Here is a 25597-nt window from a genome sequence, read left to right as displayed (position 1 = left end):
GATCCGGAGCATCCTGTCGTGATGGGGACGGACCTTCTCCCAGGCCGGGCCGCTGAACACCCCGCCTGCCGCCTTGACCGCGAGGCGGTGGGCTTCGCGCATGTACGCGGAGTGCATCTTCTTCAGAGCCAGCTTGTCCGCAGCGATCCGCGCCCTCATCGACGGAACGATCCGCTCGCGCATCACGGTCTCCGTCGCGCTGACGATCTGCTCCTTGGTCGCATCCAGGCGGAGCTGTGCGAGTGTGGAGGGCAGCTTCTGCCAGAGCTGGGAAGTCACGCTGCGCGTTCGCTCGCTGCCACGCGTTCAGGACGGGGGCGGGGCGTGGTCCGCCCGGTATTTGTCGACCACCCATTGCGCCGCGATGAGGACGAGAAGAACCGGCTCGGTGACCACCAGCAGCTCCGGCTGCGCCGAGCCGGCGGCGATCAGCCCGAGCGCTGCCCCGTCGAATCCGGCGTCCACCCAGTTTCCCGAGGCGATGTCCTCCGACAGCACATAGCCGTTCGCGGCGATCGCCACATACGGCAGGAGCTCCGAGGCGCGCGAAGCTTGTTTACCCACGGCCTTCAGCGATTTGAGCACCGTCTGCTGGTGCGACGACATCTTCTCGACGAGGGCGAGATCCACTCCGAGCGCTTTGTCGAGCGCGGGCGCCAGCTCACGCAGTCCGGCGGCGCCCTGTTCGGCCCGGAACTCCGCCAGCAGCTTATTGGCGGAGGGCAGGGGCGTCAGAAGCTGCCCGGCCGCATCCACCACCTGCTCGTCGCGCACGACGAAACGGACGTCCGCGGAGCCTTCGCTCAGATTCTGCCGATGCATCTCAGAGAGTTCGGCCTCGCTGGCGGGGGCACGCCCGCACGCTCCCGTCGCCAGCGCCGAGCGGGCGGCAAGGGGCGCCGAGCGGGCGAGGACAGGAGCGCAGCTGACCCCCTGACCGAAAGACACCTCCGTGACCGAGTACGGTTCGCTCGAAGCGATGCCATCGGGATCGTCGAAGTTGTCGTTGAACTCTTTGTCGTCGTCGCTTCCCAGATGCTCCAGCCATTCGTCTTCCGTGGGGAAATCCTCTTCCAGCAGGGGAAACTCGTCGTAGTACTTCTCCATCGACATGCCCCACAGAATCCGGTCGCTGTCGATGCCGCCGACCGAGAACCATTCGGACTGGTCGCCGACGACTTCTTTGGCCGAGGTCGCCCTCTCCCGGATGTCGGGATGCGGGCTGTTGGCGATCGCATGATCCAGAGAGAGAGGTCCAGCGAGTGTGTGTTCGGCCCCGTCTTGATCTTGTACAGCCACTGTTTGATGCCGACGCCTTTGCTGTAATACGCATAGAAGGGATCGCTCGTCGCCGAGACGAACGCCGACGGCGGCACCGTCCCGAAGTCTGTGCTGAAATGAGCATGATCCAGCAGATTGGTGTTGAACTCGCCTGTCGGGCTGTGCCCCACCGAGAACCCTTCCTCGAAGATCTCCTCGGGACTGCGATCGTCGACCCGGTAGACCCATTGGGGAACGGTCGGCGCAGCCGAGGCCCCGCTCCCGCCGGAAGACGTGACGAGGCCGCCGAGCAGCGCCCCGAGCATCACGGTGACCACGGCCACCCGCGTGCCGCCCATTCCCTGCCGCTGCCGCCCAGACCACCGCATCATGCTCTCCTCCGATCGGGTAATGAGACCCGACGCTGCCAACGGATTCGCCGGCAGAGTGGGGACGGAAAGCGATCTGAGTGCCGTCTGGGGCAGGATGCCGATGTGACCGCCGCTTTCAGCAGTGATCGCCTCAGCTCCGGCCCACCGCTGTCGGCCCCGCCTTAACGCTCTGGTAACACCGGCGATGCTCTCCTGGACGCAGGGCGCCCAGGAACAGACACGCGAGCGCTCAGAGGAGGCGACAGTGAGCTCAGCAGAGAACGCCCCGGCGACAGTGGACGGGAAGGATGTCCGGCAGCGCGAGGCAGGCACGCAGAGACCAGCGCGGCTCGTCGGAGTGGATCTGGCTCGGTTCCTCGCGGTCGTCGGAATGGTGTTCGCGCATGTCGCGAATGTGCCGCCTTTCCAGGCGGTCGTCAACGGCAACCCCTCGACGCTGTTCGCTGTCCTGTGCGGGGTGAGTGTTGTCCTCGCCTCTCGGAAGCATCGGGAAGCGGGAGAGATCCTCGCTGCGCGGATCGCCCTGCTCGCTCGCGGGGGAATCCTCATCCTGATCGGGCTCGTGTTGGCGATACCATCCGCAGATGGCGGGGATCGTCCTGGTGTATCTCGGGGTCGCGATGTGGCTGACCGTGCCGTTCCTGCGCGTTCGGGGCTGGGTCGTCGCTCTGGTCGCGGGGCTGCTCACAATGATCGTCCCGCCGCTGAACTGGCTGGTGAGACAACAGCCCCAACAGGCCAGCTCGCCGTCGATGGGGCAAGGGGCGGCGGATCCGGAGCGCGGCACGATGAGCCTCTTCGACGTCGCCGCCCATCCGGTCGAAGCCGTTCGGGACATCCTTCTCACCGGCGCCTACCCGGTGGGCACCTGGCTGGTCTATCTCCTTGTGGGCATGCTCATCGGACGCGCGCTCCTCTCGGCCGTGGCAGCGGGACAGGGAAAGCGTTTCGCCACCATCCTGGCCAGCGGCGGGGCCGTTCTCGCGACCCTTTCGACCGCCGTTTCGTGGTGCGTCTATCACGGTTTCGCCCGCACGCAGCAGCTTCAGGCGCTCGGTTTCGAGAGCGTCTGCGTCCCCGGCCTCACTATCGACGACATCGTTCTCGGCTCCCAGTCCGGCGGCCCCTCAGGTCCGTGGAGCAGTCTGCTCCTGGACGCACCGCACAGCGGCACTGTGCTCGATATCGCGCGAGGTGTCGGCATCGCCGGGACGGTCCTCGGCCTCTGCCTCCTCGCCTGCTGGGCTCTCCCCCGGACGCCGTGGGCGCTGCGGCCGGTGCTCGCCGCGGGTGCGGCGCCGTTGACCGTCTATTGCCTGCACATCCTCCTCAACGCCGCCCTGGAGGGCCGCTGGAAGCGCTCGTCGGCGGCAGCGCGACAGCGGCCGCTCGCATGGCGCGACGCCTCACCGCCCAGCCTCAGCGGGCATAGCGCCCTCAGCCGCGCTCCCCCACGGGCAGGTGTCGCCCCCACCACTCCAGGATGATCTCGAAGCGTTCGCGCCGCGGCCGTGGCCAGCCGCTGCGGCTGAGTTCGTGGTCCTCTCCCGGGAAGATCACCAGCTCCGCGTCCACACCGTTGCGCTTGAGGGCGGCGTAGTAGCGTTCGGCCTGCCCCAGCGGGCAGCGCAGGTCCGCCGAGGAGTGCATCACGAGCGTGGGCGTCTTCACTCGGGCGACCACGGCCTGCGGGCTCTGGGAGCGGATGCGGTCGGGATCGGTGCCGATGTACTCGTCGCTGAAGAAGCTGCCGATGTCGCTGGTGCCGACGAACCCCTCAGGGTCGAGGTAGCCGCGCTCCACGATCGCCGCGGCGAAACGGTGGTCGTGTGCGATCGTCCAGGCTGTGAGGTAACCGCCGTAAGACCCGCCCATCACTCCGGCACGGTCGGCGTCGAGACCGGGGACAGCGGCCACAGCGCCGTCGAGGAAATCGAGCACGTCGATGCGATCGACGGTACCCATGCGCTGGCGGATGACGCGCCCGTGGGCCTGCCCGTAACCGGCCGAGCCGCGGGGGTTGCACATCGCGACGGCATAGCCCGCGGAGGCGTACACCTGCGCCTCGTCGAACAGCGCTGGTCCATAGGAGGCGAACGGGCCGCCGTGGATGTTCAGGAGCACCGGATGCGGCCCGGCCCCCTCGGGAACGACCACCCAGCCGTGGATGGGATACCCGTCCCGCCCGGCGACCGTCAGCTCACGCGGCACGATCACACCGGCGGCCCGCAGCTCGCGGGAGAAGTCCGTCAGCCGGCGCGATCCGTCCGCGCCGAGCACGGCCACCTCCCCCGCTGTGCGCGCATCGGAGACGCTCACGACGATCGTCTCACCCGCCGTCCCCGCACCGCCGACCACCGTGACCCCATCGGTGAGACGCTCGGCTCTCCCCGCGGCCGAGACTGCGGTCAGCACGAGAGCGCCGCGGCGACGGTCGCGCACGAGGACATGGTCGTCCCGGAAGGGCACGATGTCCGACTCGGCGAGGTCCACCGTCTCGGGATCGGTGAGGAGGCGCGGCGGCGTCCCGGGGGCATTCACGGCGTACAGGGCGGTGTTGCGGGCGACGAAGTCGCGGCCGCTCTCCCCCACCTCCTGCGCTGAGAAGAAGAGGGTGCCGTTCAGCCCGAACGCGACCGCCACGACCGAGAAGTCCCCCGTGCGCGCCGGTCGCGTCGACAGACTCGCCCGAGCCGTCCGCCGGGACGAGGAAGACGTTCGAGCGCAGATCGCGATCACGCGTGTCGTGCCGTGCCGAGACGAAAGCCAGCCTTGACCCGTCCGGCGAGAAGGCGATCGTCGTATCGTCCCACTCCCCGTCGGTCAGCTGCCGTGCCTCCGGAACAGCGAGCGGCGGAGCGGCGGAACCGTCCGGCTCCGGCGCGGGCGGCACGCCCGGCTCGGCCCACACATCCGGGACCTCGACCACGAAGACGTGCGCACGGCGGTCGTTCGTGTAGCCGAGACCGTTGGCCTGGTAGTTCTGCGTGACGATGCGCCGGGCCGGTTCCGCGTCCGGGCCGATCCCCTCCACGGGGCCATAGCGGCCCTGCTCGGGCTGGCGGCTCACGAACGTGAGGGTACAGTCGTCCGGCGCCCAGGCGAACTCGGAGACGCCCAGTCTGCGGTTGGTGACCGCCACGGGCTCTCCTCCGGCGGCATCCACGACGTGCAGCTGCGACGCGGCGTTCGGGCCCGCTCGCAGGAACGCGAGCAGCCGACCGTCCGGCGAGAACCGCGGGGCGCTGTCGCGGAATCCGCGCGTCAGACGGCGCGGAGCCGCGTGACCGGCGAGCGGGATGGTCCAGAGCTGGCCGACCTCGGCGGCCGCTTCGAGCGAAGGATGCGTCACCGACACCACCGCGCGCTCCCCTCCCGGGTGAACGGTCGGCGCGGAGACGCTGGTCAGGAGGCCGAGGTCCGCCGGTCTCATCCGGCGATCGGCTCGAAGCTCGAAACGTCGCCGACCAGGCGGGTGTGGTCGGCCGGCACCGGTTCGACGACGGCCGCGGCCACCTCGGCGGCGAACTCGCTGACATTGTAGAGCTTGCCGGCGGCCTCCTTCCGGGCGTCGATCGCGCCAGGGTTCAGGCGGTTGAGGAGCGTCGCGGTGATCGTGCCCTCGATCATGTCCCCGGAGACGACGACGAACTCGACCCCCTTCGCGGTCAGCTCCGGCAGCAGCGCACGGAGCGCGTCCTCGCCCGCCCGCTTGCTCAGCGCGACCGCCTCGTACTCGGGCATCGTCGGGGTGGTCCGGATGAAGTGCGCCTGGTGGCTCGTCACGAAGACGACGCGCGAGCCCGGGCCGAGCAGCGGGAGCGCTGCGTTCAGGACGCCGACCTGGGCGTCGCGGTTCAGGCGCATCGCGTAATCCTCTGCCATCCCGGACTCCATGCCACCCGAGGCGTTGAGGACCAGGATGTCCAGGCCGCCCCACTCCCCCGCCACGGCGGCGAACATCGCGGCGACCGAGGCCGGGTCGGTGAGGTCGGCCCCGACCGTCAGCGCCGACGTCCCCCGCTCGCGCAGCGCCTCGGCCAGCTTGACCGCGCGAGCCCTCTTGTTGCGGTAGTTGACGACCACGGAGGCGCCGGCCTCGGCAAGGTACTGAACGGTGTCGGCGCCGATTCCGCGCGAGGAACCGGTGACGAGGGCGCGCTTGCCGGCGAGGCTGCCGGCGGCGAGGGGATTGGGCACGAGAACTCCATCTACAGGAAACGACTGCTCCCCGAGACTACCAAGCGGGTTCGGCTGCCCGGGCCGAAAACTGATAGCGTCATGCGAAAGAGAAAGGGTCGCTGTGGACATCGCATCCTTCGCTTGGATCGCCTGGCTCGTCCTGATTCTCGTCTTCATCATCATCGAGATGCTGACACTGGACTTCGTCTTCCTGATGATCGCCGTCGGCAGTCTCGGCGGGCTCGTCTCCGGCCTGTCCGGCGCACCCTGGTGGCTGCAACTGATCATCGCGGCCGGCCTCTCGGTGCTGCTGATCTTCTTCCTGCGCCCGCCGCTGCTGCACCGCCTGAAGCGCGGCGGCGACCCGGCCAGGAGCAACGTGGAGGCGCTCATCGGCATGGCGGCCACGGTCGTCTCGACGGTCTCGCCCACCGCCGGCCAGGTCAAACTCGCGGTCGGCGAGACGTGGACGGCACGGCTCGCCGCCGAGGCCGTGCGCCCCGATGCCCCCGGCCTCCTGCCCGGCGAGCAGGTCCTGGTCGTCAGAATCGAGGGCGCCACCGCCGTGGTCGCGCCCGCACCGGCGTCGGCGGGAGCCGACGACCCCACCGAAAGGAGCGCGCCGTGACAAACGCCACCAGACTCACTGTGACCGTCGTGGTCTCGGTCATCGTGGTGGTGATCGCGATCTTCGTGCTGGTCACGCTTTTCCGCGCGATCCGCATCATCCCGCAGGCGCGGGCGGGTGTGGTGGAGCGGCTGGGCCGGTACCACAGGACGCTTACCCCGGGCCTCAACGTGGTCGTTCCGTTCATCGACAAAGTGCGTTCGCTGATCGACATGCGCGAGCAGGTCGTCTCGTTCCCGCCGCAGCCGGTCATCACCGAGGACAACCTCGTCGTCTCGATCGACACCGTCGTCTACTTCCAGGTCAATGACGCACGAGCGGCGACCTATGAGATCGCCAACTATCTCGGCGCGGTCGAGCAGCTCACGACCACCACCCTGCGCAACGTGGTGGGTGGCCTCAACCTGGAGGAGGCTCTGACCAGCCGGGACAACATCAACGGCCAGCTGCGCGTCGTGCTCGACGAGGCCACCGGAAAATGGGGCATCCGCGTCGCACGCGTGGAGCTCAAAGCGATCGAGCCGCCACTGTCCATCCAGGACTCGATGGAGAAGCAGATGCGCGCCGAGCGCGACCGCCGCGCGCTCATCCTGACCGCTGAAGGCACGAAGCAGTCCGAGATCCTCAACGCGGAGGGTCTGCGGCAGGCGGCGATCCTGAAGGCGGAAGGCGATGCCAAAGCCGCCGTGCTGCGCGCCGAGGGCGAGGCCAAGGCCATCGAGACCGTGTTCGGGGCCATCCACGAAGGCAACCCGGACAACCTGCTGCTGGCTTATCAGTACCTGCAGACGCTTCCGAAGCTCGCCGAGGGGCAGGCGAACAAGCTGTGGATCATCCCCAGCGAACTCACCGAGGCCCTCAAAGGCATCGGGACGGCGTTCGCGCCGAAGCCGGGAGGCGAGGCCTCCGCGGGAGCGGCGACACCCCCGGGCACGACCGTCCCGTGACGTTCCTCGCGGGGCCGCGACCCGCGTGTCATCGCGCACCGCGACCTCGCACTCGAAGCGCCCGAGAACACGACGCTCGCCTTCCTCCACGCGTCGAGCAGAGAAGCGACCCAGCGGGAGACCGTCGTCCACACCTCCGCGGACGGTGTCGCGGCGATTGCCAGCCTCTCAACAATAAATCAGCGCCATAAAACGCTATTGGCGCTGAGTTTTTGCCTGGACGGCAAACAAGCCCGAAGCCATGACCCGCTTGGTGGACGGGGAGCCGACAGAATCGTCACCGAGCGCTGCGGTGTCCTCAGCTCTCTGTTCGAAGCGCGAATCCGCCGCTGAACCACCGGGATGGCTGTGACCCCATTGAAGGGGAGTTCCGCCACGGAAAGAGAACACCCAGCTTGGTGGTTTATAAATGTGAAGATTCGCGCGAAGAGGAGACCACACAATGGCTGATCGCAGTCTGCGCGGAATGAGACTTGGCGCCCAGAGCCTACAGAGCGAAGCAGGCGTCGTTTACTCTCCGCGGTCCCGTTACACCTACCTGTGCCCGTCCTGCGGCAAAGAGACCGAGGTCGTGTTCGCGGCCGAGGCCGAGGCCCCCGACGCCTGGGAGTGCCGCCACTGCGGCCACGAGGCGCTGCGCCTGGTCGACGACAAGCCCGTCGAGATCGACCACTCGGACACCAAGGTTCCCCGCAGCCACTGGGACATGCTCTTGGAGCGCCGCACGCGCGCGGAGCTGGAGGAACTGCTGGAGGAGCGCCTGCACTACCTGCGCTCCCGCCGTGGCACCGGGGAGCACAAGCACAGCGCCTGACGCCGAGGATTCCCGAAAGGCCGCTCTCACCGCATCGGCGGGAGCGGCCTCCTCGCATCCGGCGGCGTGTTCCTCCGGCCGCCGAACGCCACCAGAAGCCCGAACAGCCCGAGCCCCGCCACGAGGAGCTCGATCCCCCTGCTCAGCAGCGTCGCGGGGGTCGTCGTGGTGCCGAGCGGCACATCCGCCACCATATGCCCGGCCTCGAACGGCGGAATCTCGCTGATCGTGTGGCCATCGGGGCCGATGATCTGGCTGCTGCCGACGGTCGAGATGTTCACGAGCGACCGGCCGGACTCGATGGCGCGGAGCCGGGCGATTGACTATGTCAAGGCTGGCGGGGACCGGGTTGTCGAAGTTAGTTGGCCCCAGCGAGTGCGGTGTTGCGGGTGTGTTGGAGGCGGTAGGAGGTGGTGCCGGTCTCGATGATGGCAGCGCAGAGCCTGGGGTCGGTGAAGGTGTCCGTCCATCCCGAGAATGACTGGTTGGATGCGATCGCGACGGAGTTCTTCTCTTCGCGTTCGGTGAGGACTTGGAAGAGGAGCTCGGCGCCGCGTCGGTCGAGTTCCATGTAGCCGAGCTCGTCGATGCAGAGCAGATCGACGCGGCCGTAGCGAGCGATCGTGCGGGCCAACTGCTTCTCATCTGCTGCTTCGACGAGTTCGTTCACGAGCTTGGTCGCGAGGGTGTATTTGACTCGGTAGCCCTTCTCGGCTGCGGCGGTGCCGAGGCCGATGAGGAGGTGGCTCTTGCCGGTGCCGGAGTCCCCGATGAGGCAGAGCGGGTCGCCGCGTCTGACCCAGTCGCCGGTGGCGAGCGTGTGGATGGTCGCCGCGTTGATGTTCGGGTTGGTGTCGAAGTCGAAGTCGCCGAGCCATTTCTGACGTGGGAAGCCGGCGGAGGCGACGCGGCGGACGGTGGAGCGGCGGTCGCGGTCGTCGCACTCGGCCAACAGCACTTCGGCGAGGAAGCCTTGGTAGGACAGCTGCTCGTGCTCGGCGACCCGGATCGCTTCGTCCATCACGGCGCGAATGGTCGGTAGTCGCAGGCGTCTGCAGGCTTGGTCGACGGCGGCCGCGGCGGCTTCCTGGGTCATCCCGCGTTGCCGGCGGAGGGTGGTGGTGATGTTCGTGGTGGTTGGGCTCATGTGTCGGTGGTTCCTTCTCTCTCATCGGTGGTGGGGTCGGTGAAGACGGGGCGGCGCTGGAGGAGTTCGTCGTATTGGGTGACGGTCGGGAGCGGGCGTTTGTCCTGTGGCAGGCCGGCGATGACAGCCTGCGGATCCCGGAGCCGGCGCTGGGTGAGACTGACAACTCGTCGCTCGCGATCGGGGCGTTGTTCAACGGGCTGTCGGTGTTGGATGGCCCCACCTGCGTACAGTCGTGCTTCAACCGCGACGACGTCAGCGGAGATGGCCCCGACCGAGAGTGCCGCGCGGATCCCGGCGATCACGTCGGCTGCGCGCATGCTGCGATGGAGCAGGAGCACGTCGACGAGCTCTCTGGTGCCGGCCGTGTCGCCATTGACTTTCCTTGCCTCCTGCCAGAACGCTTCATGGGCGGCGGTGAAGGTTCCCGCCTCCCGGGCGCGTGCAAGTGCTGTCGAGCCGGGGAACGCGCCGGGCTTGTGCCGGAGGACCTCGAGGTAGTGATCCAGCTGGATCGACTCGCCTCCGCGGGCGACCACGCGTTCGTGCCGGGCGACTTCAACGCGCCCGTCGAAGACGACGACCTCGGAAGCGCGGAGAGACGCGGACTTCACGGCCGATGAGCCGGGCAGGGACAGAGTATTTCGCCATCCGGACCGTGATCAGCCCGGACCGGTCGACCCGAGGATGCAGCACCAGTCCCGGATCAAATCGCTCCGCCGGCAGCGGCCGAAGGAGCGGGCGTTCTGTAGCGAAGTCGTCCTCGACCTTGGTTCGGCGCTGCGCGATCCGGCGCTGCTCGTCACGGGCATCCCAGCGGCGGATCATCGCGTTCAGTTGCGCGAGGGAGTCGACTTCGGGCATGGGTGAGAGCCACGTGCGGCGGAACCGGCCGACCTCGCCCTCAACGCCGCCCTTCTCGTGCGCACCGTCAATGCCGGGCTGGCAGTAGAACGCGTCGAATCCGTAGTGGGAACGGAACAGGACCCAACGGTCATTCTCGACCCGTTTGCGGTCCTTGCCGTTGACCACGGACTTCACCGCGGCGGCCAAGTTGTCGTATTTGATGTGAAGGGTCGGCATCCCGCCAATCTCCTCGAACGCGTCGATGTGGCCTTCCAGGAACGCCTCTTGCGACTGCGTCGAGTAGACCCGGTGAATCGCCTTCCCCGAGTACGAGAGCCGAAAAGTGAACATGTGGCACTTGGTCTTCACCCCGGCCAGGATCACCCAGACCTCACCGAAATCGACCTCCGCCTCCGCCCCCGGAGCATGCTCCTGCGGGACGAACACCTCCGGCAGACGACCAGCCTCCGCGTCGATCTGCGGGCGCCGGGAGCGCACATAGTCACGGACCGTGCCGTAGGAGACATCGACCTGGTGCTCATCGAGGAGACGTTTCCAGATCCGTGTCGCCGTCTGCTTCTGCTTCTTCGGCGCCCCGAGATCCTGACGCAGAATCGCGTCGATCAGCTCGCGAACCAGATCCAGCTTCGGCGACGACTGAACTCTCGGCTTCCGCGACGGTGGCGTCGCTGACTCCAAAGCCTGACGAACCGTCCGCCGGTGAACACCATGACGAACAGCAAGCTCACGAATAGAGAGACCCTCCACCCGGGCATCTCTCCTGATCGCAGCGAACTGATCCAACCTCGACCCCAACCCGGGCCCTCCCATCCTGAAGTAACAGACGGGAACCACACTCAGGTGGGGCCACTTAGAGATGGTTTCAGTAGTCGTTTTTGGTGAGTTTGCGGGCGCTGGTGATCGCGATTGCTAGAGCGACGAGCGCCGTGATCGTTGAGGCGGTGCGGTCGTAGCGAGTGGCGAGTTTCCGGAAGGCGAGGATCCAGGCCATGGTGCGTTCGACTACCCAACAGTGTTTACCCAGTCACTGTTTGGAGTCGACTCCGATTCGTGCGATGCGTGCCTTGATCCCACGACAACGCAGGTAACAGCGGACGCGGCGGTTGTCGTAAGCCTTATCGGCGTGGAAGATAACCGGGCGGCGTCTGGGCCGACCGCGGCCGACGCCCTTGATCGCGGTGATGTTGTCTAACACAGGTTCCACGAGCATGGAGTCGTGTCGGTTGGCGCCGGAGATCTCCACATGCAGCGGGAGTCCGTTGCGGTCGGTCAGGACATGGTACTTGGTGCCCCGTTTCCCACGATCCGTGGGGTTAGGTCCAGTGAGATCGCCCCCCTTTTCGCCCGGACACTTACGGAGTCCAGGCAGGTTCTTGACCAGTCGATCATGCCAGCCTGGCCGAGTTCGTCGAGCATGATCTTCCGCAGTGCATCCCACGCGCCCGCTTCGGACCATTCACGCAGACGCCGCCAACAAGTGACCCCGGACCCATACCCCAACTCGGGCGGGAGCTTCTCCACGGGATCCCCGTCAGCAGCACGAACACGATCCCAGCGAACACCTTCCGGTCAGGAACCCGAGGCTGCCCAGCCCGCCCATTGACCACAGGCGGCCGAGGCGGAATCAACGGCTCCAGCCGCTCCCACAACATATCCGTAATGAACCGATCCTCAGCCGGCGCCGGAGCCCGCGGCGACACCTGTCGAGACGGCCGATCATCGAGATACCCTGACATGGCGGCCCACCGGCGACGAGGTGAATCTCGCGATCACCGATCTCGCTGCGCTTGCGGATCTCTGCACCCGAGATCTTCGACACGTCTGCGCAGAATGTCTTGCCCTGGGGAAAGTTAAACTCATGGACGGCCGCATGAACGGGATCGTACTCGACAGCGGCGGCGACTTCGTAGCCGGCCTGCTCGAGGCCGAGCGACAGCCCTCCGGCTCCAGCGAAGAGGTCTACTGCAAGGGGACGCGATGCGTCGATGGGCATGCCTCCAACCGCATCTTTTCGATCGATGTTCGACCAAACGACGCGCCGTGCGTGACCTAGTTTTGATCGATGCTCGCCCCAGTGGCCTTGTCGATGACCCGTTCCAGACTATCCTTCGCCGCGTCCCCGATCATGAGAGGCCTGTCAGATCAGCCCGAGACTGCCCGCTTTTGGCTTTGGGCCGGACAAGTGCTCCGGTCCACTTCGCGCGCGTCATAAGGTCGCACACGATACCCGAAGGGTAGCCTCTGGGAGTTTCCCCAGGCATGAAAGCGACCCGCCCCCTAGCCCTTCAGGGCGCGCACACCATACGGAGACTGCTCGGGGAACGGGTCTTTGCGCTCCACTCATCGCACAAAGAGGTGAGAATCATCACCCCTAACAGAAGAGGAACCCCACCGACTAACAGAAGAGGAACCCCACCGACCAACAAACCCCACCACCCCTGCCCACACTCTGCCCACAAACACCCCCTGCCCACACCCGACAAGGCTGCCACCTCGGGGAAAGCTTCACCGGGCTATGTGGGTAGTAATGTGGGGACTACACCCATCAATTCCTTGCCAATAAAGGGAACTAAACCGCTCACCGTCTCCCGGGGTCGGAAACGGAGGAGAATCGGCCGAAATCGAGCTGGAAGGCAGGAAACGGAGGAGATTCGGCGAGGGGGGCAGCAAATCTCCTCCCTTTTGGACGGAGACAAGCTGAGGTGAGGGATCAGCTCACGTCGAACCACTGGTCGCCGATGTCGACGCGGGTGCCGCGGGTGACGCGGTAGCGACGGCCGGCTTCGCACTGACGTGCGACGGAGCCGAGGGGACGGGCGACGGTGCCATTGCCGGAGTAGCGATCGCAGATCCAGAGGTCGGCGCCCTCGAGACCGAACTGGAGATGGGTTTTGGAGACGCTGCGCGTCGGGTCCGAGAGGATGACGAGCTGATCGACCTGCTCACCGGGCTGCGCGATGGGGCGGCGGCCCAGGAGCCCGCTGCCCCGCACGACGACGCTCTCTCCGGTCGAGAAGCTGAGCGTGTACGGGAGGGCCACGGCCGGTGGGGCTTCCTCCACCAGGACAACGGGCATGGCCTCGGTCGGAGGGAGGCCATCGTCGCCGGGCTCAGGACGGGGAAACGGACCGGCGACGGCTGGCTTCGGAAGAGGCTGCACGATCGAGGTGTCCGAGGGGCGCGGGTCCGCGACCTGCGGGGCACGCAGGCGCGACGCGGTGACCGAGCTCCCGCAATTGCCGCAGAACAGCGTCCCCTCGGTGAGCCCCACTTCACACACCCGGCACGTCATCGCCCGCTCTTCCTCTCTGCGCTCCTTCCACGGTAGCCGAGGGAGCGCAGCGAGATCGCCGCTAGCAGCCGCTTCCAGCGCGTGTCGCGCTTCTTCAGCTGTCGCCGGAGGTCGTCGACGGCCTTCCAGACGCTGTCCACCTCCTGCGGAGTCGGCGGGAGCGGACTGAACACCGCGCGGTCGGCGACGTTCGCGAGAGCGGCAGCCCGGAAGCCGCCGACCGCCGTCGCGAATTCGACACGGGTGGCCGACGGCAGCCGGTCATAGCCGTGGTCCACAGCAGCGTCCGCGAATTCGCGCCATCCGCCGACGATCCGCCCGGCCGCTGTCGGAGCCCGCCGGCGGAGCGCCCGCCGCCGCCACTTGGCCGCGATCACGGCGAGGAACGGTGCGACGAAGACGGCCACCGCGAGCAGCGACCAGCCGGCGATCGTCAGGCTGCCGAGCAGCGCCTCCAGCGACGGGTTCGGCGGCGGGGGGCTCGGGTCGACCTGCGCCTGAGGCGGGTCGTCGTTCTGCTGCGGGTTCTCGTCCACCGGCGGCTGCACATTCGTCTGCGGGCGGGAGATCTCGGTGGGCCGATCGGGCTCCTTCTGCGGGACGGGGCGGACGGGCGGGGTGGGATCCACGCTCACCCAGCCCTCCGCTGTCTGCACTTCGATCCACGCGGAGATGTCGGACCCGGTGAGGGTGACCGCGTCGCCCGAGCCCTCGGGGGCCACGAAACCGACGACGACGCGGGCGGGGAAGCCCAGCTGCCGGGCCAGGAGCGCCGCCGTCACCGAGTACTGCTCCTGGTCGCCCAGCATCGGGATGTCGGTCAGCAGCTCCGCGATCCGGTCCACGCCGTGACCGGAGCGGCTCGCGGGCTCGCTGGCGCCGATGCCGTGCGAGAAATAGCCGTCCCGTGCGATACCGCGCAGAGCGGCGGCGAGTCCCGGCCCGGCGCCGGACACGCCGGCGGTGTACTTCTGAAGGAGTGCGTGCAGTTGGTCGGGCACCACGGCCGGGCGTGGCACGCTGTCCGGCCCTGGCTGCGCCCTCTCCAGCTGGGTCGCCGTCAGCAGGGGCTTTTCGACGGAGTCAGCCCGGTATGTGTCGCCGCTGCGGAGCACCACGGTGGATGCGCCGGTCCCGGTCACAGCGTTGTAAGAGAACGCGCCAGAGAGCCGGTTCGCGTCCTGGCCGAGGAAGGTGATCTGCTCCAGCTGCCCGGTTCCCGGGACCCACGGGCCGCGGTAACCGCGCACCGTCACCGTGATCGTCGCGGCGGTTCCGTTCACACCGGACTGGTCCAGCCGGTACGGGACGCGCGCGAAGGACCCGGAGGCGCTCGTCGCCCCGCCGCTGTCCACCGAGTACACGACGCCGTCGTAGGTGTCGAGCGTTGCGATGCGCAGCCGCCGGTCGGCGGGGAGCCCGGTCACGCTCAGCATCGGCGCACGGACCTTCGCCGGCTCCAGATAAGAGCGGAAACCGCTCAGCGGACTCGGGTACGCCCGCGGGTCGAAGGGCTGCTCCGTGAAGCTGCGGACGACCTGCCGCTCGGCCTGCGGGGGGAGAAGCGCTGTCGCGGCCACGCCGATGACGGCCGCGCCGCCGAGCATGACGGCGGCCCCTGTCACGGTGAGGGCCGCCGTCGAGCGCCGCTCGCGCGGTGGCTCCACCGTGAGCCCGCTCTGCTCGCGCAGCGTGCCGACCACCGCGGCGCGGCGGCGGAGCCGGATGGCGATGTGCCAGGCGAGCAGCACCCCGAACAGCGCGAGGACGAGCCAGAGCGGGACCGGCTCGGCCGCAGAGCCGAGCGCAATGCCGCCGATCAGGACCACGACCGGCGGGAGCGCCGCCAGCTCCGGCGTCTTCGATCGCAGCGCGATCGTCAGCGTCACCGCGCTCCCCAGCAGCACGAGGATGAACGCGGGCACGAGCAGAGCCTGGTAAGAGCCGACCGGGAGCGAAATGGTGACGAGCTGCTTCCAGCTCAGCCAGGTTCCCCGCACCAGGTCCAGGAATCCGGGGAGGGTCGGCAGCGTCCCCTCGGCGGTCGCTTCCGCGGGGACGGCGAGCGGGACGCCCACGGCGAGGAAGACCCCCACGATGAGCCCTGCCAGCGCGATGCTCGGAATCCGGAACGCCGCACCCGCGCCCGCGACCGCACCCCCCAGGGCCACGGTGACGACCAGCATGGCCACGAACGCAGCCGACTGGTACACCGGCCAGAACGACCACGCGGCGAGACTCACCGCCGCCAGCGCGAAGACGGTGTCGACAGCGGCCGCACGCCCGATCGCGCGCGGGGCGCTCACGTCGCGAGCCGTTTCGCGAGACTGCGCTGGAGATCCTCCAGGTAGCCGATCCTGAGGATGCTGAGATCGGCCACGCGCCGCAGCGAGGGGACCGTGCCCGCACCGCAGACGATCGCCACCACCTCCATCCCGGGCGGAAAGTGGGCCGCGGCAGCACGCAACTGCGCAGCGCCGAGCGTGGAACCGCAGAGGAGGAAGACGAGGGAGGCCCCGGCGGTGTCCTCGGCGGCGACCTGAGCAAGCCCGGGCAGGCGCAGCGCGAACTCGGTCGGCTCCACGCCCGCGAGATCGTCCAGCAGGGGGCCGCGCCCGACCGTGCTGATGCGGCGGGCGCCGACCAGCATCCGCTTCGCGAAGTCGGGCGTCTCTGCGCTCGCGACGACCGAGACCGTCCGCGAATCGAGCATGGCCCGCACGCCGAGCGAGCCGGTGGCGCTCACGGCGAGCTCGAACTCCTCCTCGCTCGCGTAGTCGGCCGCCGACAGGCTCAGCGCCACCAGCAGGTGGCTGCGCCGGGTCTCCTCGAACTGACGGACCATATAGTTGCCGGTCTTGGCCGTGCTCTTCCAGTGGATGGTGCGGCGCTCATCCCCCGGCAGGTACTCCCGCAGAGCGTGGAAGGCGATATGGCTGGCCGTCAGGTCGCGGGTCGGCGCTCCTTCCAGGTCGCGCACGAACCCGGTGCTCATGCTCGGGATGGCGACGATGCGCGGATGCACGAAGAGATCGAGCGAGTCCGCCCACACCAGTTCGCGCCGGAGCAGCCCGGCCGGGTCGGCGCGCACGGTCCGCACTGGGCCGATCGGGACGATCCCGCGGCGGGTCGTGGGGACGACGAAGACCTCCGAGTACACCTCCCCCGCCGCCAGCGCTGGCGCGGCGAACTCCGTCAGCCCCGGGCCGACCGACACCTCGAGGCGCAGACCGTGCAGCCGGCGGCGCACCGGGTTCCGCACGGTGACCTCCACCGGTGGCCGGTCCCCCACGACGACGCGGTCGGCGGGCAACCGCAGGGAGACGTCAGACGCGATCCGGCCGGCGAGGGAGAGACAAGCGGTGGTCACGAGAGCGACCGCTGTCCAGCCCGCGGCCACCGCCTCCACCCAGCCAAACAGGTAGCCGGAGAGGAGCGCCAGCGCCGCCAGGGCGACCAGCGACCAGCCGAGCGGCGTCACCACACCGCCGATCCGCCCGGCGGCGGCGATTCCGTGGCCGGCCGCCGAACCGGTCCGCACCACCCCGACGATGACGTCGGCGAGCACACCTTCGCGCTCGCCGACGATGCGGGCCCGTGCGTTCGTGAGTGTCGCCTGGGTGCGGCCGGCCGTGGCGCTCACACGGCGGCCCGACCGCTCGGCGGCGGCACCTCGATCAGGAACTGGCCGACGACGCTGGAGGCGGTGACACCGTCGAACTCGGCCTCCGGGTCGAGCACCAGGCGGTGTGCGAGCACGGGTTCGGCCAGGGCCTTCACATCGTCCGGCGTCACATAGTAGCGGCCGGACGCGGCAGCGAAGGTCTTCGCCGCTCGGATGAGCGCGAGGGCTCCGCGCACACTGACACCGAGCCGGATCTCGTCGGCGTTCCGGCTGGCGTCCACGAGCCGGGAGACGTAGTCATTGATGGTCGCGTCCACATGCACTCTCCGCGCCATCCCGGCCATCTTCGCGACGGTGGCCGCCGAGATCACTTCCGGCACGACGATCTCGTGCACCCGCCGACCCGCGCCCTCGAGGATGCGCAGCATGGCTTCGTGGTCCGGGTAGCCGATCGAGGCCTTCAGCAGAAACCGGTCCAGCTGAGCTTCGGGCAGCCGGTAGGTTCCCGCCTGTTCGATCGGGTTCTGCGTGGCGATGACGATGAACGGCGCTTCGACGGGATGGCGCACGCCGTCCACTGTGACCTGCTGTTCCTCCATGACCTCCAGCAGCGCCGACTGCGTCTTCGGCGAGGCCCGGTTGATCTCGTCCGCCAGCACGACGTTCGCGAAGATCGGCCCACGGTGGAACTCGAAAGTCCCGGTCCGCTGGTCGAAGACGTTGACGCCTGTGATGTCGCCGGGCAGCAGGTCGGGGGTGAACTGCACGCGATTGGTCGTGCCCCGCAGGCTCTCGGCCATCGCCCGGGCGAGCGATGTCTTGCCCGTTCCCGGAAAGTCCTCCAACAGCAGATGGCCCTCGCTGAGCAGCGCGGTGACCGCCAGGCGGATGACGTGGGTCTTGCCGAGCAGCACGCGATCGATGTTCTGCACAAGCTGCTCGAACACGCCTGCGAACCAGCTGGCTTGCTCGGAGGTCATGGTCATGGGGTGGCCTCTCTCGGAGGTGAGGAGCGGGTCGTCGGGGTTAACAGAGCCGCCGTTATAAGCTTCACTATTATTATTATTATGCCCTGTCGCGATCATTGCATGCTCGATGCGGGAGTGGTGTACCGATAGGTGCCGCCGTTGGCGGAGACGATGATCGTGAGCGCCGGGAGTTCGACGCCCGGAGGGACCGTACAGGCAGCGACCTGTCCGGGAGCCGGCATCTCCCGCTGGGTGCTCCCGTCGCAGCTGTACTCGACGCGGTCGTAGCCGCTTCCGGTCGGCCAGCCCGTCCAGGTGAATGTCCGGCTCTCCGGGGCGTAGCGCGGATTGTCGATCGCCGCGCTGACCGCTGTCCCCATGCTGTGGGACGCGCTCTGGGGAGTACACAGCTGCGAACCGTCCGGTGAGGTCTCGCAGACGCTCGTGATCCGCACCGTGAGGTCCATCCCGTAGTGCTGGCCGTTCGTCCCCGAGAGAACCCCTTTCGTTCCGTTCAGCGTCCCGCTGTCGACCACCGCACCGCCACTGAGCAGCTGGTAGGAGACAGTCGGGTTCGAGCCGCTGCCCGGCGCGTAGCCGACCGAAGCGGAGTAGTCCCAGGTGTTCGTGGCGCCGTTCTGCGCTGGACCGAGGATCTGGAGGCTGCTCACGCTTCCCGGCTGCTGACGCTGCGTGGCTCTGACCACGGCCGAGGCCGTACACCCCTGACCGTTGTCGGCGTAGACGACGAAGCTGTACGAGTGGTTGGGGAGCAGTCCGGTGAAGGTGGCGTACGCACCGGTGACACGCTGGAACGATCCCGACACGGGATCGGTGTGGAGCACCGGATTGCCCGTCTGCACACCGGTCACCGAGCAGTTCGGCGGCGCACCGTCCTGGAACACCCCGGCGTAGTAGGCGCCGATGGCTCTGCCGTTCTGGCCGAAGACCGACGACCAGGTCAGCGTCGCGCTCGTGCCATCGGTTGTGTCCGGTGTCGCGACGGGTGCGACTCCGGTCAGCGCCGGCGCCCCCGCGGGCACAGCGCTGCCCGTGCTCTGGTTGGAGATCGTGCGGCCCCGGTAGAACCCGTTCCGCGACGCCACGCTGAACGGGAGCGCGGCGCCGTTCGCGATTCCCGGATCGGTGACATTGAGGGAGTACGGGGAGCCGACGGCATCCGCGCCGGAGACCTGGACCGTACTCATGAGGCCGCCGACGGTCACGGCGTACGAGGTGATCGGGCTAGCCCCGGGGGCATCGGCCGGCTTCGTCCAGCTGATCCGCAGACCGTGGTCGAGCGGCGAGGCGGAGAGGCCGGTCGGCGCGTTCGGGACCACATCCGACCAGACCGGCTCGACGTAGGCTGTGGGATCGGAGAGACCGAGGGCGTTCCTGGCCCGGACGCTGAGCGTGACGGCGTCGTCTGGTCCATTGCCCGGCGTGGGGATGACGCACACGGTGGTGGGACAGCTGGTGGTCGACACGATGGCTCCCGTGGCGGCCCGCGTCTGGGTCACCTCGAACCCCGTGATAGGCGCGTTGTTGAAAGAACCCGGAATCCAGCTCAGGGTGAGGCTGCGATCCCCGATGGCGGCGACCCGGACGTTCGAGACCGGTGAGGGCCGATCCTGCACCGAGATGACGACGGAGCCCCAGGTGTAACGCTCAGGGTCTCCCGTGGCGTCCATGACCTCGTACTGGAGCGTGGTGTCCACCGGGGCAGCCGTGCTCGCGACCGCGACCGCGAGCACGGAGCTGTCTGCGCTCGGTGTCACGGTCACCCCGGCCGGAAGGCTCCCGCCCAGGCCTCGCACGGCGATCGTGCGCAGCGCCTGGTTCGGGAACGGGTTCGTCGCGGCGTCGTTCGCCAGGACGTCGACGGTCGTGGTCTGACCGCGCGGGGCGATCACCCGATCGGGCTGGGGACTCGCGAGCGGGCGCGTCGAGGGCACCACGGTGAGCTCGATGCGGCCGGGCTGGCCGGTCTTCACCGCGTCCTTCACCCCGATCAGAATGTCGGGTTTGGTGCCTTTCTCCACCCCCGCAGCCACTCCAATCGTCAGCTTCTGACCGGAGAGCGACAGCGACACTCCCGCCGGACGCGGCTCCTGGACGCTGTAAGTGAGCTCTGTCAGGTCCTTGGCGTAGGGATAGCTCGTGAGCTTCGTGAGGTCGATCGTCTTGGACTGCCCCGGCTCGAAGTCGATGAGCGCGCCCGTGAACATAGGGGGCTGGTTCTCGCGCGGGGTCACATCGATCGGCAGCACGATCGTCGTGACGTTCCCCTTCGGATCGGTGGCACTCGATCCGTCCGTGACCTGGAAGGAGATCGACGCTGGGCCGAAGTAGCGGTTCGCCGAGGTGAACTGCAACGTGTCGCTGTTCACCACGGGGTCGGCGCCTTTGGAATGCGTCACCCTGACCGTCGCCGCGTCGGTCAGTCTCACCGTCCTTCCGCCGACCGCGACGATCTCGTCGTTCAGGTGGATGGTGAGCGTCTTCTCGCTCACCACCGAGAGGTCGGGGGCACCGCGCCTCAGCTGCGGCAGCGCGTCGTCGTAGCCGGGGACATGCACGAAGCCATAAGCCGAGTACGATCCGTCCTCGGGGTTCGCCACGCTGAACGGGATGACCTGGCTCTTGGCGCGGATCGTCACCCGGATGCGGCCGGCCCCCGTGGTCTCGGCGCTCGTGCCGTACCCCGGAACGATCGAAAGCTTCAGCGAGCTGACCGGGCCGTCCGCGAAGAACACGTTCGACAGGACGTTGACCGATACCCGGTCCTTCCCCAGGATGTCCGAGAGTTCGAGCGTCGTATCGGTGACGATCGGCCGCGCGGGAGGGGCGTTCTTGTCCGCCATCACGCGCAGAAAGGCCTGGCTCGTCCCACCGCGGTCGTTCTGGATCGTGTACAGGAACCCGTACGCGCCCGCCTCCCGGGGCACGGCCACCACGACGATGTCGCCCCGGGTCTGCGCCCTGGCCCTCTTGTCGAGCGAGGTCACCGCCGTGACGGACAGCGGGCTCCCGTCCGGGTCGCTGTCGTTCCCGAGCACCTGGACGCTCAGGGTCTTTCCCGGCCGCGTCGTCACGTCGTCCTCGACGGCGACGGGGTTGTGCGCGCCCCCGGCCCGCGGCGCGATGCCGACACGGACAGCGCCGGTCGCCCGGGCGCCCAGCGCGTCCACCACCGCATACGTGAACGAGTCCGTCCCCGCAGCGTAATCGCCGGCCCGGAAATCGAGCCAATCCGGCCCGGAAGCGATCACCGCGCCCTTCTGCGGGTTCGTCTCCTGCCCGACGAACTGGACGGAGTCGCCGTCCGGGTCGATTCCCGACAGGGGGATGGCGATCCGCACGGTGTCACCGGCGAGCACGCGCGCCGTGACCGTCTTCGGAACCGGGGGATTGTTCGCCGACTCATCGCGTTCCCGCACCGCGATGCCGACCTCTGCCGTCGCCCACTGTCCGTCCTCGCCGGTGACGCGGTAGACAGCGGTGTAGTTGCCCGGTTTCGACGGGGCCAAGTAGCGCAGATGATCGCCGCTGGCGAAGAGCAGTCCCGCGCCGGAGGGCAGCGGCGTCGCGAGCGCCGGGTCGAGGGTCAGCTTGCCGCCATCGGGCTGGACGTCGTTCGCGAGCACGGGGATGTCGACCACATCGTCCACGCGCACCGCGACAGAGTCGGGCGCAGCGAGAGGCGGCTGACGCACAGTCAGCGCCGGCAGCTGGACGACGGTGACCGTGCCTTCGGCGTCGGCGAGGCCGTTGGAGAGCCGGTAGTGGAAGTCCACCGGCTGCGCGAGGGCGCGGGTGAGCGTCACCCGCAGGGTGCGCTGCTGGAGCACCTGGACGCGGATGCCGGTCGACGGAAGAGGGCCGGACACACTCGTGACGAGCAGCACCCCGCTGGAGGGGTCGATGTCGGTGGAGAGAACATCGACGTCCTGGGCAGACTGCTCGCGAATGAACGCCGTGTGCGGCACAGCGATCGGCGCGGTCTTCGCTCCGAGGGACGGCCGGACCTCGATGCGGATCACACCGGTCGCGGTCTCGGTGCCGTCCGTCACCGAGTACTCGATGGTGTGGGCCCCCGGCTGGTCAGACGCGAAGCGGAACGTGCCGCCCTGGTAGTCGGGCGTGATCGTCGCGTCCGCTTTGCTGGGCACAGTGCTCAGGCGGACCGTCCCGTTGCCGCCGCGGACGTGGTCGAGGGGCCGGACCATGACCTCCTGACTCTGGGAGGTCACCACGGCGAACGGGTCGGCGATGATCGGCACCTGGCCCGGCGGCTGCACGGTCACAGCGAGCTGGCCGCTGCCCTCCGCACGGCCGTCCGAGAGCACGAGGGAGACGTCCTTGACTCCGCCGCCGAGACCGTGGTCGGAGAAAGCGACCTGCCCCTGCGGAGTGAACGTCACCGTGTCCGGCTCCGGCACCGTCGCCCCGGCGAGGAAGAAGGAGTCGCCGTCGGGGTCGTAGCAGTCGCCGAGCACCGGGGTGGCGACCCGACCGCCGGCCTGCACCACAGCCTTCGCGGTCCGCACGCACAGCGGAGGCGAGTTGTCGGCAGGGCCCCGGACGGTGACGATGACGTGGGCGGTCGCGGTGCCGCCCCGTCCGTCGGAGATCGTGTAGTCGAAGGCGATCGAGCCGGATGCGGTGGCCGACAGCGCGATCTGCACCTGCTGGTCCGCGTTGGTCAGCTCCAGCGTTCCCTGCGACTCGGGAACGGCCGTGACGGAGTCGATCGTCAGAACATCGCCGTTGGGGTCGTAGTCGTTGAGGAGCACCGGGAGCGGTGTGACGCGGCCCGGGCGGGCCCCGAAACGATCGGCCACCGCGACCGGGGGCTGCTCCCGCTTCTCATAGTGCGGCGTCGTGTCCTGCCGGGTCTGGTCGACGAGCTCCTTCGTATTCTTCTGCGAGACCAGTTCGTCCCAGTTGTCGATGCGCGCGTTCCCGTTCTGGACCGCCCAGGCGACGCCGGAGCGGGTGTCGTTCAGGAGCAGCCGGCCCCAGTTCGCGCGGAAGACGAGCGCGCCCCCACCCGGAGGCCGCTCGATCGTCGAGCGCTGCCCCGGGCCGTCGTCCGAGCAGGAACGGAACACCGTGCCGCTCCCCCAAGCCGCGTACGCGCAGCCGTGCGACACGGCCGGCGCAACCGGCGTTCCGGACACCGCCGTGAGCACCCGCCGGGGCGCCGAACCGTCGAGCGGAACCCGGAGCAGACCGCCGGAGCTCGCGATCCACACCGCTGTGCTCTCGCCCGACGGCTGCTGCACCACGGCGCCGCTGCTGTCGCCGAGCAGCGAGGCGAGTTCCACTTTGCGCCCCGGCAGCCACAAAGCCCGGGCGTCCGGGTCGAACACCGCCCACTGCCCGCCGGCCGTGGTGAGCTGGGCATTCGCGCCGTCCCCGGAGGCGGGCACTCCGATCGTCGTCGCGGGCTGATCGCCGCCGAGATCGACACGGGTGACAGTCCGGGCGCCGGGCTGGTAGGTGTAGAGTACACCCGCGGGGTCCATCACGGCGATCGCACGCCCACCGAGATCCATCGTCGCCGCGGAGCCCGGAGCGAATGTCGACAGCTGACCGACGCTGGTCAGCCACAGCTGCCCCGTCGCCTGCGAGAGCAGAGCGACTCTGCCCCCGGCGACGAGCACCTGCGGCGAGCGCGGTGGGAGAGCGACGGGCTCGCCGGCCTCCGCCGTCGCCGGATCGACGACCGCAACGGTGTTCGCCTCACGGTCGAGCAGAAGCACATTCTCCCCGTTCTGCACCACATCCAGCGCCTCACCGGCGCCCGAGACGATCGAGTTGAGCCGGCCGATCTCGGTGTTGGCCCGCCCCAGCGACTTCTTCGCATCGCTCGCGACCCACACCGAAGCGTCGCCGATCTGGAGACGCTGGGCGCTGTACCCGCCCGAGACCACCGCGAGGGTCGTCACGAGGGCTGTGATCGCGGCCCCGCTCACGACTGTCGCCGCGAGGGACTTGTGCGCCGTGAGCCAGGCGCGGATCACGGCGAGTCCGTCCGCTGCACGCACTTCTCCCCGCTCGGCTGGCCCGTGCGGCCATCGCGGTTCACCCTCACGGTGACGCACACGGTCTCACCCGCTGGGGCATCCACGCGGAACTCCATGATGTGCTGGCTGCTCGGCGGATGGCCGTCCACAGCCACCTCGTAGACATCGCCGTCCTGGAGGCCCGGGTCGCTCCACGCGAACACGATCATCCCGCCGGAGACCCGTCCGCTCAGGTCGTGGACCGTCGGGACGCTTTCGGACGCTCCCGCTCGAATGATCACGACGCCGGCGACGATGGCCAGCCCGACGGCCAGCGCCGAGCAGACGACAAGGGCCGCGACCAGTGCTCGGGAGGGCCACGCCGGCGCCGCCCGCAACCCGCTCGACGCGGTTCCCCGCTGCCGGGGAACCAGAACCGGCATCCGGACGGCGGCCACGCCCGGAACGCTCCGGCGTCGCCGGGCCGTCCCGGTTTCGGTCGCCATCATACCTTTGACACGGGTGCGGTCCTCGGGGTCGTCGGCGGTGGCGAGCGCCCAATCGTCCATCGCGACCTCGATCGGCGTCGGCAGCAGCCCGAGCTCCGCCTCGACCATCTGCAGCTCACGCGCGAACTCGAGCGCGCTCCGCTGCCGCTGAGCCGGTCTCTTCGCCATCGCGCGCAGCAGCACCTGCTCCAGCTGTGGAGGCATGTCCGGCCGGTCGATCGGCTGTGGCTGTCCCTTCGTGATGCGCTGGATCAGCTCGGCAGAGGTGTTGTCCTTATCCGTCAGCTCGAACGGCGACCGGCCGGCGATCAGCGAGTATATCGTCGCGCCGAGCGACCACACCTCGCTCGCGATCGTCCCGCTCGTCTCGTCGAGCAGAACCTCGGGAGCCGACCACGGAATAGACAGGCCGAGCGCCCCGGAGACAGCTGATTCCGTCAGCGTCGCCGCGATCCCGAAGTCGCTCAGCACCGGATGCCCGTAGGCGGTGCTCAGGATATTCGACGGCTTGATGTCCCGGTGCAGCACACCCGCACGGTGGGTGGTCTCCACAGCGCTCGCGATCCGCACGCCGACAGCCAGTGCCTCGGTCACCGGAAGCGGGTCCGTGCGGTAGCGCTGCCCGATCTCCGCGGAGCACAGCTCGACGACGAGATACGGGCGCCCGTCCGCCGAGACGCTCGCCTGATAGACCGTGAGGATCGAGGGATGCGTGCTCAGCTTGGCCATGAGATTCGCCTCGGCCTGGAACATCTGCTTGACCTGACTCGTCACCACCTCGGCCAGCATGACTTTCACCGCGACCTGACGCCGAGGCAGGTTCTGCTCGTACAGGAACACATCGGCGAAGCCACCGGAACCGAGTACTCTCACGAACGAGAAGCCAGGAAGATTCGGCGGCTGGGAAGGCAAGCGCCGGGCCACATGGCTCCTCTCCGGTCGTCGGGGAATAACA

The 25597-nt window shown here is 68.5% G+C and carries 16 protein-coding genes and 3 pseudogenes; 4 read left to right on the top strand and 15 right to left on the bottom strand.

Annotated features, from left to right (window positions below):
- Window positions 1–306 precede the first annotated feature (306 nt).
- A complete protein-coding gene (locus O159_RS15655; protein WP_021754865.1) occupies window positions 307–1299 on the bottom strand; it encodes a hypothetical protein in 993 nt (330 codons plus the stop codon).
- A 32-nt stretch (window positions 1300–1331) separates the two neighbouring features.
- Window positions 1332–1586, bottom strand: a pseudogene (locus O159_RS16785) (scabin-related ADP-ribosyltransferase); the annotation flags it as partial.
- A 650-nt stretch (window positions 1587–2236) separates the two neighbouring features.
- Between O159_RS16785 and O159_RS06040 the strand changes: the two are divergent.
- Window positions 2237–3139, top strand: coding sequence for a hypothetical protein (locus tag O159_RS06040; RefSeq protein WP_021754863.1), 903 nt, complete (start codon window positions 2237–2239; stop codon window positions 3137–3139).
- Here the strand turns inward: O159_RS06040 and O159_RS16515 are convergent.
- A complete protein-coding gene (locus O159_RS16515) occupies window positions 3090–4295 on the bottom strand; it encodes an alpha/beta hydrolase family protein (RefSeq protein WP_021754862.1) in 1206 nt (401 codons plus the stop codon). The two genes, O159_RS06040 and O159_RS16515, sit on opposite strands and share 50 nt — an antisense overlap.
- A 786-nt stretch (window positions 4296–5081) precedes the next feature.
- Entirely contained in the window at window positions 5082–5852 is a 771-nt protein-coding gene (locus O159_RS06030) for an SDR family oxidoreductase (protein ID WP_021754860.1), read from the bottom strand.
- 103 nt (window positions 5853–5955) lie between these two features.
- Between O159_RS06030 and O159_RS06025 the strand changes: the two genes are divergently transcribed.
- The 3 genes from O159_RS06025 to O159_RS06015 all read left to right on the top strand — a co-directional run bounded on the left by O159_RS06025 (window position 5956) and on the right by O159_RS06015 (window position 8223).
- Window positions 5956–6462, top strand: a complete 507-nt coding sequence (locus tag O159_RS06025; RefSeq protein ID WP_021754859.1) for an NfeD family protein — start codon at window positions 5956–5958, stop codon at window positions 6460–6462.
- Window positions 6459–7409: an SPFH domain-containing protein gene (locus O159_RS06020; protein ID WP_021754858.1), complete on the top strand. Its 951-nt coding sequence runs from the start codon at window positions 6459–6461 to the stop codon at window positions 7407–7409. Before O159_RS06025 ends, O159_RS06020 begins: the two co-directional genes overlap by 4 nt.
- Window positions 7410–7851: 442 nt before the next feature.
- Window positions 7852–8223, top strand: coding sequence for an RNA polymerase-binding protein RbpA (locus O159_RS06015; RefSeq protein ID WP_043993568.1), 372 nt, complete (start codon window positions 7852–7854; stop codon window positions 8221–8223).
- Window positions 8224–8249: 26 nt separating this feature from the next.
- On the opposite strand, the gene O159_RS06010 is transcribed toward O159_RS06015, so the two are convergent.
- The 11 genes and pseudogenes from O159_RS06010 to O159_RS05960 form a co-directional block, all read right to left on the bottom strand.
- Window positions 8250–8504: an apolipoprotein N-acyltransferase gene (locus tag O159_RS06010; protein WP_021754856.1), complete on the bottom strand. Its 255-nt coding sequence runs from the start codon at window positions 8502–8504 to the stop codon at window positions 8250–8252.
- A 77-nt stretch (window positions 8505–8581) separates the two neighbouring features.
- Window positions 8582–9370: an IS21-like element ISLxc1 family helper ATPase IstB gene (istB, locus tag O159_RS06005; RefSeq protein ID WP_021753875.1), complete on the bottom strand. Its 789-nt coding sequence runs from the start codon at window positions 9368–9370 to the stop codon at window positions 8582–8584.
- Window positions 9367–11047 (bottom strand): annotated as a pseudogene (gene istA, locus O159_RS14465) (IS21 family transposase). The gene istB and the pseudogene istA overlap by 4 nt, the downstream one beginning before the upstream one ends.
- 52 nt (window positions 11048–11099) lie before the next feature.
- A pseudogene (locus O159_RS13915) lies at window positions 11100–11889 on the bottom strand (IS5 family transposase).
- Entirely contained in the window at window positions 11862–12230 is a 369-nt protein-coding gene (locus tag O159_RS13910) for a DNA cytosine methyltransferase (protein WP_043993566.1), read from the bottom strand. Before O159_RS13910 ends, O159_RS13915 begins: the two are co-directional and overlap by 28 nt.
- 717 nt (window positions 12231–12947) lie before the next feature.
- Window positions 12948–13529 carry an FHA domain-containing protein gene (locus O159_RS05985; protein ID WP_043993565.1) on the bottom strand — a complete coding sequence of 194 codons (582 nt, stop codon included), beginning with the start codon at window positions 13527–13529 and terminating at the stop codon, window positions 12948–12950.
- Entirely contained in the window at window positions 13526–15835 is a 2310-nt protein-coding gene (locus O159_RS05980; protein ID WP_021754853.1) for a transglutaminase TgpA family protein, read from the bottom strand. The genes O159_RS05985 and O159_RS05980 overlap by 4 nt, the downstream gene beginning before the upstream one ends.
- Window positions 15832–17172, bottom strand: a complete 1341-nt coding sequence (locus O159_RS05975; RefSeq protein ID WP_021754852.1) for a DUF58 domain-containing protein — start codon at window positions 17170–17172, stop codon at window positions 15832–15834. Before O159_RS05975 ends, O159_RS05980 begins: the two co-directional genes overlap by 4 nt.
- Complete coding sequence (locus O159_RS05970) at window positions 17169–18140, bottom strand: AAA family ATPase (RefSeq protein ID WP_021754851.1); 972 nt, start codon at window positions 18138–18140, stop codon at window positions 17169–17171. The genes O159_RS05975 and O159_RS05970 overlap by 4 nt, the downstream gene beginning before the upstream one ends.
- Before the next feature lie 95 nt (window positions 18141–18235).
- Window positions 18236–24175 carry an Ig-like domain-containing protein gene (locus O159_RS05965; protein ID WP_021754850.1) on the bottom strand — a complete coding sequence of 1980 codons (5940 nt, stop codon included), beginning with the start codon at window positions 24173–24175 and terminating at the stop codon, window positions 18236–18238.
- A complete protein-coding gene (locus O159_RS05960; protein WP_407929758.1) occupies window positions 24148–25515 on the bottom strand; it encodes a serine/threonine-protein kinase in 1368 nt (455 codons plus the stop codon). The genes O159_RS05965 and O159_RS05960 overlap by 28 nt, the downstream gene beginning before the upstream one ends.
- Window positions 25516–25597 lie beyond the last annotated feature (82 nt).

Source organism: Leifsonia xyli subsp. cynodontis DSM 46306 (assembly GCF_000470775.1).
Taxonomy (GTDB): domain Bacteria; phylum Actinomycetota; class Actinomycetes; order Actinomycetales; family Microbacteriaceae; genus Leifsonia; species Leifsonia cynodontis.
The sequence above is the reverse complement of the archived record's forward strand: the minus strand, read 5'-3'. Positions and strand labels throughout refer to the sequence as shown.